The organism is Entomohabitans teleogrylli (assembly GCF_001484765.1).
GTDB classification, from domain to species: domain Bacteria; phylum Pseudomonadota; class Gammaproteobacteria; order Enterobacterales; family Enterobacteriaceae; genus Entomohabitans; species Entomohabitans teleogrylli.
In genome coordinates, this window is record NZ_LLXO01000016.1 from 141,177 (window position 1) to 150,743 (window position 9,567).

The window sequence follows — 9,567 nt, forward strand, 5'->3', positions numbered from 1 at the left end:
CTGGCAATGTCCAATTGCCCAGGTCGCAGGAGAATTTGTATGAAACCTGTGGCAAGTCAATGATTGGTTATTTTTTTGAAACCCGGTTTCAGAGTTGCCGGCGTTAAGCGCAAGTTGCCTGTTAATTAAAGAAACGTTTCAGCCAGGGAAGGTTCTGGAAGCCATTTCGTAAAACCAGCGCGTAGTGATTCCCGCACCGGAGCATTTCTGTTACGTTGCGCGCAATGGCTCAATGGAATTGATGGGTTGTCATGGTTAAACGTCCCGTATCAACAAGCCTGGCCCGGGCATTTTTTTATATCGTCCTGCTTTCTCTGCTGACGACCGGCGTGGCGCTCCTGATGCTGGCCAGCAGCCTGCGGGACGCGGAGGCGGTCAATATGTCCGGCTCCCTGCGGATGCAAAGTTACCGACTGGGGTACGATTTGCAGGGCAACCACTCCGATCTGCAACTGCACCGCCAGCAGTACGCCCGCACCCTTGATTCGCCGGTCCTGCGCATGCTCGACAGCCGCTGGGTGCCCGGTGACGTCCGCGAACGCTATACGGCGCTACATAATAACTGGCGGCAGATGGACGCACGTCTCCAGGCCGGAGATCTGGCGTGGTATCAGCAAAATATTACCGATTACGTTGAGCAAATCGATCTCTTCGTGTTGGCTATCCAGCACCATGCGGAGCGCAAGATGATGCTGGTGGTCGTGATATCCGTGCTCGGCTTTATGGCGATTTTCACCCTGGTGTTTTTCACTCTGCGACGTATTCGTCATCAGGTGGTTAACCCATTGAATCAACTGGTAGCCGCCAGTGAATCGATCGAACAAGGGCAGTTTTCCCACGTTCCTCTGGACACTTCACTGCCCAACGAACTGGGGCTGCTCGGGCAAACCTTTATGCGCATGACCGATGAACTGGAAAAGCTTTATCGCTCGCTGGAGGAAAAAGTTCATCAGAAAACCCTGAGCCTGCAGGAGACCAAGCGAACGATAGAAGTGCTGTACCACTGTTCCCAGGCCCTGAATGTCGGCACTATCGATCAGCACTGTTTCCGGCAGATTCTGCAGATTATTCACCAGTCGGAGGCCATGGATTACCTGGAAATGCAGATTGGCGATAACTGGCAACTGGCGGAAGGGGCTGTGGTCGAGGGGACGGAGTGGCAGAGTGTGCCCATTACCACCCAGGAGGCGGTTCTCGGGAAACTGCGCTGGCAGAGCCAGAAAAAACGGCCCTCGCCGCAGTTGATGCAGAGCGTGGCCAATATGCTGGGACGCGGGGTCTATTTTAATCAGGCGCAAAAACACTACCAGCAACTACTGTTAATGGAAGAGCGCGCGACGATCGCCCGCGAGCTGCACGATTCGCTGGCGCAGGTGCTTTCTTATCTGCGTATCCAACTGGCGCTGCTGCGGCGCGCCGTGCCGGAGGAAAACCACAGCGCGCAGCAGATTATTCATGATTTTACCCAGGCGCTGAATGACGCCTATCGTCAACTGAGGGAGCTGTTAGCGACGTTCCGATTGACGCTGCAGCAGGCGGATTTGCCCGCCGCGCTGCAGGAGATGATGGCGCCGCTGCGCGAACAGACCAGCGCGACGATTTCCGTTGATTGTCGCCTGCCGAGCCAGGCGCTCGACGCGCCGCGCCAGGTTCATTTGCTGCAAATCATTCGCGAAGCGGTGTTAAATGCCATTAAACACGCTGATGCTACCGAGATCTCGGTACGCTGCCAGGCAAATCCGATCGACGGCGATACGGTGGAAATCTGCGATAATGGCCGTGGCATTGAAAGTCTTGAGGAGCCTCAGGGGCATTACGGACTGAATATTATGCAGGAACGAGCGGCAAGGCTGGGGGGAACGCTGGAAATATCCCGCCGGTCCCAGGGAGGTACCCGGGTGTTGGTGACATTGCCTGCCAGCACCGGCGTACTGTAGCCGTACAGGCGCAATACAAAAAAATGATAAGACTGGAGTCAGCAATGTCACACAAAGCGCACTATGACGTACTCATCGTCGACGATCACCCGCTGATGCGCCGGGGAATTCGACAGCTTCTGGATATTGACGATGCATTTAATATCGTCGGGGAAGCCAGCAGCGGCAGCGAGGCTATCGCGCTGGCTTCCCGTCTCTCGCCGGATCTGATTCTGTTAGATCTGAATATGAAAGGCCTCAGCGGTCTGGATACCCTGCGCGCTCTGCGTCGCGACGGCGTCAGCGCGCGGGTGATTATCCTGACGGTTTCCGACGCGCGCAGTGATATTTATGCCCTGGTGGACGCCGGCGCGGATGGCTATCTGCTTAAGGACAGCGATCCGGATGCGCTGCTGGAGGCGATTCGCGAAGGGGCCGACGGCGGCGAAGCCTTCAGCGAGCAGGTGCGCCAGTATCTAAAAAACCGCCATAATGAGAGCGGCGAGCAGGATCCCTTTCGTATGCTGACCGAACGGGAACTGGATGTGCTTCAGGAAGTGGCGCGCGGACTGTCTAACAAACAGATCGCCGCCACGCTGCATATTTCGGAAGAGACGGTCAAAGTCCATATTCGTAACTTACTGCGCAAGCTCAATGTGCGCTCCCGGGTGGCGGCGACGGTGCTGTTTCTGGAAAACCGGGGTATCTGACTGACCGGCAATGCCCCCTTTTTTATGAGGGGATAACCACGCGCAGGCCCGGCAGCTTGTCCGGGCAGGGTAAATCTGTGCTGATTCGGTCAATCCGCGGCGGTGGTCTCTGGTCCTGTAAAACAGCAGTAGGATAATGGCGTGGTGTCCGGCGGCAGTCGGCGGGTTCCCGATAGCGGCAAAGGCTGTAAAAACCGGACGCGAGCGGGTTATATTCGGTAACCTGAAGAAACTGGAGGAAGACATAAATAACCAGAATGTTATTTACAATATCTCCTCAATTTCTCCACGTTTATCCCGGCGCTTACCGCTAAAGTGATTGCGGCTGTTAATAATAATAATCCGTAGCGTTTATTCCCGTGGGCATTATTGACGCAGGCAGTTTGAACATCGACAGCGCGTAGCCGCCGGCATGTACACGCAGTGCATCCGGATTTACTCGCTTTTGCTTATCTTTTACGTGCCCTCGTGGCGCGCAGGGGCGCATTTTTGTGAGTCGTGTTCTGGTTCGCTACTGCAGGCGCAATAGTCCAGGTGGGATGCACTCCACGTATTCTGTGAGGTTCCTGAGGTATGGCTAACTTTTTTATCGATCGCCCAATTTTTGCCTGGGTGATAGCCATCATCCTGTGTCTGACCGGCGCCATGGCGATAACGTCTCTGCCGGTAGAACAATACCCCGATCTCGCGCCGCCCAACGTGCGTATTTCGGCAAACTATCCGGGGGCTTCAGCGCAAACGCTGGAAAACACCGTCACCCAGGTTATCGAGCAGAACATGACCGGTCTCGATAATCTGATGTATATGTCTTCCCAGAGCAGTAATACCGGTCGGGCCACCGTTTCCCTGACATTCGCCGCCGGTACTGACCCCGACGAAGCCGTGCAGCAGGTGCAGAACCAGCTGCAGAGCGCGATGCGTAAACTGCCGCAGTCGGTACAAAGCCAGGGGGTAACGGTCAGAAAAACCGGCGATACCAACATTCTGACCATCGCCTTTGTATCCACCGACGGCAGCATGGATAAGCAGGATATCTCCGACTACGTTGCCAGTAATATTCAGGATCCGCTGAGCCGGGTTAACGGCGTCGGTGATATTGATGCCTATGGCTCTCAGTATTCGATGCGTATCTGGCTCGATCCCACCAAACTGAACAGCTACCAGCTCACTACCCAGGATGTGGTTAACGCCATCCAGTCCCAGAATAACCAGATAGCGGTGGGTCAACTGGGGGGAACGCCGGCGGTGGATCGCCAGGCGTTGAACGCCACCATTAACGCCCAGTCGATGCTACAGACGCCGGCCCAGTTCCGGGCTATTACGCTGCGGGTAAATAAGGATGGTTCGCTGGTGACCCTCGGCGATGTGGCGGAAGTCGAAATGGGGGCGGAGAACTATGATTACCTGAGCCGCTATAACGGTAACCCCGCTTCCGGCCTGGGGGTCAAACTGGCCTCCGGTGCCAATGAAATGGCTACGGCGAAGCTGGTGCTCGACAGGCTGGATGAGCTTTCCGCCTATTTCCCCCAGGGACTGGAATACAAGGTGGCCTATGAGACCACCTCCTTCGTGAAGGCGTCGATTCAGGACGTGGTCAAAACCCTGTTCGAAGCGGTGCTGCTGGTCTTTCTGGTGATGTACCTGTTCCTGCAAAACTTCCGCGCGACGCTGATCCCGACCATTGCCGTTCCGGTGGTGCTGCTCGGTACCTTTGCGGTGCTGTATACCTTCGGTTATAGCATTAACACCCTGACCATGTTCGCCATGGTGCTGGCGATCGGCCTGCTGGTGGATGACGCCATCGTGGTGGTGGAAAACGTCGAACGTATTATGAGCGAGGAGGGGCTGTCGCCGAAAAAAGCCACCCGTAAATCAATGGGACAAATTCAGGGAGCGCTGGTCGGTATTGCGATGGTGCTCTCAGCGGTGTTCGTGCCAATGGCCTTTTTTGGCGGCACCACCGGGGCGATTTACCGACAGTTCTCGATAACCATTGTTTCAGCGATGGTGCTTTCGGTACTAGTGGCGATGATTTTGACCCCCGCGCTGTGCGCCACCATGCTTAAGCCCCTGAAAAAGGGTGAGCATCATGGTCGCAAAGGTTTCTTCGGCTGGTTTAACCGCATGTTTAACCGCAACACGGAACGCTATGAGCGCGGCGTGGCGAAAATATTGCACCGTAGCGTGCGCTGGATGCTGATCTATGTGCTGTTGCTGGGGGGGATGGTATTCCTGTTTCTGCGTCTTCCTACCTCATTCCTGCCGCAGGAAGATAAAGGGATGTTTCTGACGTCGGTGCAATTGCCCAGCGGTTCCACCCAGCAGCAGACTCTGCAGGTGGTGGAAAAGATTGAGAACTACTTCCATACGCAGGAAAAGGACAACATTGTATCGGTGTTTGCCACCGTCGGCTCCGGCCCGGGGGGAAATGGTCAGAACGTGGCGCGTATGTTTGTGCGCCTGAAGGACTGGAGTGAACGCGACCCGAAAACCGGTTCGTCTTTTGCGATCATCGAGCGGGCGACTAAAGCCTTTCGCGATATTAAGGAAGCGCGGGTGACCGCCAACAGCCCGGCCGCCATTAACGGTCTGGGCAGCGCCGCCGGTTTTGATATGGAATTGCAGGATCACGCCGGCGCCGGGCATAACGCGCTGATGGCGGCCCGCGATCAGTTACTGGAACTCGCCGGTAAGCAGCCTGAGTTGACTCGCGTACGCCACAACGGCCTGGACGACAGCCCACAGTTGCAAATTGATATCGATCAGCGCAAAGCCCAGGCGCTGGGCGTCTCGATTGATGATATCAACAACACGCTGCAAACCGCCTGGGGCTCCAGCTATATCAATGACTTTATGGATCGCGGCCGCGTCAAGAAAGTGTATGTGCAGTCCGCGGCCCGCTACCGCATGTTGCCGGATGATATCAACCTCTGGTATGTGCGTAACAGCAGCGGCAGTATGGTGCCATTCTCTGCTTTCGCGACCTCACGCTGGGAGAGCGGCTCCCCGCGTCTGGAACGCTACAACGGCTATTCGGCGCTGGAGATTGTCGGCGAAGCAGCCCCGGGAGTCAGTACCGGGACGGCAATGGATATTATGGAAAACCTGGTGCGTCAACTGCCGGGGAACTTCGGTCTCGAGTGGACGGGAATGTCTTATCAGGAGCGGCTGTCCGGGGCTCAGGCGCCGGCGCTGTACGCGATTTCACTGCTGGTGGTCTTCCTGTGTCTGGCTGCGCTGTATGAGAGCTGGTCGGTGCCATTCTCGGTCATGCTGGTGGTGCCGCTGGGAGTTATCGGCGCGCTGCTGGCGACCTGGATGCGCGGCCTGGAAAATGACGTCTATTTCCAGGTGGGCCTGCTGACGGTGATTGGCCTGGCGGCGAAAAACGCCATTTTGATCGTCGAATTTGCCAATGATCTCAACGCCCGCGGTCAGGATTTGCTGGCGGCGACGCTCAACGCCTGCCGTCAGCGTCTGCGGCCGATTCTGATGACATCGCTGGCCTTTATCTTCGGCGTGTTGCCCATGGCTACCAGCAGCGGAGCGGGTTCCAGCAGTCAGCACGCCGTGGGCACCGGGGTGATGGGGGGGATGATTTCCGCCACGGTGCTGGCTATCTTTTTCGTGCCGCTGTTTTTTGTGCTGGTGCGGCGCCGCTTCCCGCAGCGCGAACATCACGAGGATTAAGCTGATAACGGACCCGACCCGGAAGCGCGCTCCCGGGCCGGGTTAAAAAATGTGCCAGTGCTGTGGTTTACCGGAACAATCTGCGCATCCGGAATGTTTGTCATCAATACCGAACAAAAAAGGCGACCGGTCAGGGTCGCCTTTTTTGTTGGAGATTTCTTAGCCCCTGGTGAGGGCAATCACACTGCTTCAAATCTGGTCAGATTACTTACGAAGCATATTTTCGATGAAATCCTTCCAGTTTCCTAATTCACGCTCAATCATAACAGCCTCTTACTTATTCTTTACTATTATACGAAAACCCAGGCGCCCGGAAAATAGCCTTTTACGAATTGCTACAATTGTTGTTACTGAACGGCGACCCGGCTTCGTTGGAATAACTATGCGCCAGCAGCGTTACATATAATGTGACAGACAGCAATAATTCAACATGTTCAGCGCCAGCCGATCGCCATTTAGGATATTTTCCCTTTCTTTTGCTGTTGTGCGACGCTTTGGATGGTGTTGCCCGCGCGCTGCCACGGACAGGGCGATTTCCGGCGTATTGTACGGGTATCAGATAACTCCAGCATGTCAGGCATCTGCGGCGAGGTGGGTGCGGCAAATAGCGTGATTAAAATTGTCATACATTAATATCATCAGCAGATTCTTATTTATTAAAAATACCTTTGTAAATCTTTTCGGAAAAATCGCCGGGTTGTTGAGATTTATCTGCCGTGTGCATTTTTTGTTACCACATCACGCCGGGAATACTTGCCTGAATGACCAGGATATTCAAGTTTACTGCCCGGAAAGTAATCAAAAGGTAATATTTAGCTCTGATTCATAACATCAGTGTAATTGATGAAGAAAAAAACTGCTGAACGGCTGACAAATTATTCGTTTTTTTTGAACAATCGCACTACACATCGCCTAATCGGTCCGGCGCCAGCAAAACTGTCGCACACCCCAGTCCGCCGCGATTTCTCCTCGCCGCTGAGTTGCCAGGCGGATACCATAACCTTCTGGATTTGCGACCCATTTTACTGGCATTATCACCCTTTCCACCTGCCAGATGTACCCCGTCTGTCACTGAATACAATGACAAGGTAGTTTTGCGCTATGACTGATAAACAGCCGAATCCCGCCGTTGTGATGTACGGCATTAAAAATTGTGACACCATTAAGAAGGCCCGCCGCTGGCTGGAGCAGCAGCAAATCGACTATCACTTTCATGATTACCGTAGCGATGGGCTGGACGACGCGCTGTTGACGTCTTTTATCAGTGAGTTGGGGTGGGAAGCGTTACTCAATACTCGCGGCACGACCTGGCGTAAACTGGACGAGTCCCGGCGCGCCGCGATTACTGACGCCGCCAGCGCCGCGGCGTTAATGAAAGAGATGCCGGCGATAATCAAACGCCCGTTGCTCTGCGTATCTGGCAAGCCCGGACTACTGGGTTTCAGCGAAGCCAGTTATCAGTCGTTTTTTAGCGAGGTTTAGTTATGTCTTGCCCGGTCATTGAGCTGACTCAGCAGCTTATTCGTCGCCCTTCTCTCAGCCCGGATGACGCCGGATGTCAGGCGCTATTAATTGAGCGTTTGCGTGCCATTGGTTTTACCGTTGAGCAGATGAATTTTGGCGATACCCAAAACTTCTGGGCGTGGCGCGGGGCAGGGGAGACCCTGGCCTTTGCCGGGCATACCGATGTGGTGCCTCCCGGCGATGCCGGGCGTTGGATCAACCCGCCGTTCGACCCTACCATTCGCGACGGAATGTTGTTTGGTCGCGGCGCCGCCGATATGAAAGGTTCACTGGCGGCAATGATTGTCGCCGCCGAGCGCTTTGTCGCGCAGCATCCCAACCATCGCGGTCGTCTGGCATTTTTGATTACGTCGGATGAAGAGGCCAGCGCCCACGATGGCACGGTAAAAGTGGTGGAAGCGCTGATGGCGCGCCGCGAACGCCTCGACTATTGCCTGGTGGGGGAACCGTCAAGTACTGAGGTCGTGGGCGATGTCGTGAAAAACGGCCGACGCGGTTCCCTGACCTGTAATCTCACCATTCACGGCGTGCAGGGCCACGTGGCCTATCCGCACCTCGCGGACAACCCGGTGCACCGGGCGGCGCCGATGCTCAATGAACTGGTAGGTATCGAATGGGATCGGGGAAATGCCTTTTTCCCGCCGACCAGTATGCAAATCGCCAATATTCAGGCCGGTACCGGCAGCAATAATGTCATTCCCGGCGAGCTGTTCGTGCAGTTTAATTTCCGTTTCAGCACCGAGTTGACGGATGAGATGATCAAACAGCAGGTGATTGCGCTGCTGGAGAAACATCAGTTGCGCTACACGCTGGAGTGGTGGCTCTCTGGCCAGCCGTTCCTGACACCGCGCGGCAGGCTGGTTGACGCGGTGGTCAATGCGATTGAGCACTATAATGAAATTAAGCCGCAACTGCTGACCACCGGGGGGACGTCCGACGGGCGATTTATTGCGCAGATGGGGGCCCAGGTGGTTGAACTGGGGCCGGTCAATGCCACGATTCACAAGATTAATGAGTGTGTTAACGCCGCCGATCTGCAGTTATTGGCTCGCATGTACCAGCGGGTGATGGAGCAACTTGTCGCCTGACGGTATGAAAAACCGCCGGGCAGCGCTTTTGCGGCTGCCAGGCATGGTGCGATCAACGAGAGGAACCGGGCATGGACTGGCTTTCAAAATACTGGTGGGTACTGGTACTGGTGATCCTGTTGGGGATCTTTATCAATGTGATTAAGGATCTGAGCCGCATTGATCCGAAGAAGTATTTGAATAATAAGCCGGATCTTCCTCCTCATCGGGATTTTAATGATAAGTGGGATGAGGACGACGACTGGCCGAAGAAGAAGTAGGGGGGCAGGTGTCGCTTGTTTACTTTTAGTCTGCGGCAAAGAATTCTGTTCGCTGTGGTTATTATTTGCCTGGTCAGGAGGTTCTGTTCGCTGTGGTTATTTTTTGCCTGGGCAGGAATTCCGTTCACCGTAAGTCAGCGCCTTATTTTGCTTTTGTCGCCAGGTGAACGGGGAGAGGGGGCTCGCCGCCGCCCCCTCTCCACTCCGGGCTCCCGGCAGTAAAATCGCCGCTGCGCGGTACCCGTCAATTTTCGCGTCTGGCTTCGGGTCGGGTAAGACGGCACATCCCTGTGCCGGCTTACCCTCAGGCCGGTTCCCTCCGGCCTGCCCCGGCCATCCACAAAAATAGCCGGCGATTTTAAGCCGGACTCAACACCCC

General features: G+C 55.3%; 7 protein-coding genes. 6 read left to right on the forward strand and 1 reads right to left on the reverse strand.

From position 1 onward, the window contains the following. The first annotated feature begins 251 nt into the window (after positions 1–251). From narQ to acrD, 3 genes are all read left to right on the forward strand, one after another. Positions 252–1,937 (forward strand): nitrate/nitrite two-component system sensor histidine kinase NarQ, encoded by a 1,686-nt coding sequence (gene narQ / locus AQ981_RS18870; RefSeq protein WP_058913300.1) that lies wholly within the window; start codon positions 252–254, stop codon positions 1,935–1,937. A gap of 44 nt (positions 1,938–1,981) precedes the next feature. Continuing rightward, on the forward strand, positions 1,982–2,626 hold the full coding sequence (gene narP / locus AQ981_RS18875) for a nitrate/nitrite response regulator protein NarP (protein ID WP_058913301.1): 645 nt from the start codon (positions 1,982–1,984) through the stop codon (positions 2,624–2,626). Positions 2,627–3,199: 573 nt separating this feature from the next. Then, positions 3,200–6,316, forward strand: a complete 3,117-nt coding sequence (gene acrD, locus AQ981_RS18880) for a multidrug efflux RND transporter permease AcrD (protein WP_058913302.1) — start codon at positions 3,200–3,202, stop codon at positions 6,314–6,316. Positions 6,317–6,520: 204 nt separating this feature from the next. Here acrD and ypfM read toward each other — a convergent pair whose 3' ends face one another. Then, entirely contained in the window at positions 6,521–6,580 is a 60-nt protein-coding gene (gene ypfM / locus AQ981_RS27355) for a protein YpfM (protein ID WP_121500695.1), read from the reverse strand. Between the two features lie 837 nt (positions 6,581–7,417). On the opposite strand from ypfM, the gene AQ981_RS18885 reads away from it, so the two are divergent. The 3 genes from AQ981_RS18885 (at position 7,418) to AQ981_RS18895 (ending at position 9,188) form a co-directional block, all read left to right on the forward strand. After that, positions 7,418–7,798 carry an ArsC family reductase gene (locus tag AQ981_RS18885; RefSeq protein WP_058913303.1) on the forward strand — a complete coding sequence of 127 codons (381 nt, stop codon included), beginning with the start codon at positions 7,418–7,420 and terminating at the stop codon, positions 7,796–7,798. Positions 7,799–7,800: 2 nt separating this feature from the next. Beyond that, positions 7,801–8,928, forward strand: a complete 1,128-nt coding sequence (gene dapE / locus AQ981_RS18890) for a succinyl-diaminopimelate desuccinylase (RefSeq protein WP_058913304.1) — start codon at positions 7,801–7,803, stop codon at positions 8,926–8,928. A 71-nt stretch (positions 8,929–8,999) separates the two neighbouring features. Next, the gene (locus AQ981_RS18895) at positions 9,000–9,188 is read left to right on the forward strand and encodes a YpfN family protein (protein WP_058913305.1); all 189 of its coding nucleotides are present in this window, start codon (positions 9,000–9,002) and stop codon (positions 9,186–9,188) included. Positions 9,189–9,567: the final 379 nt, after the last annotated feature.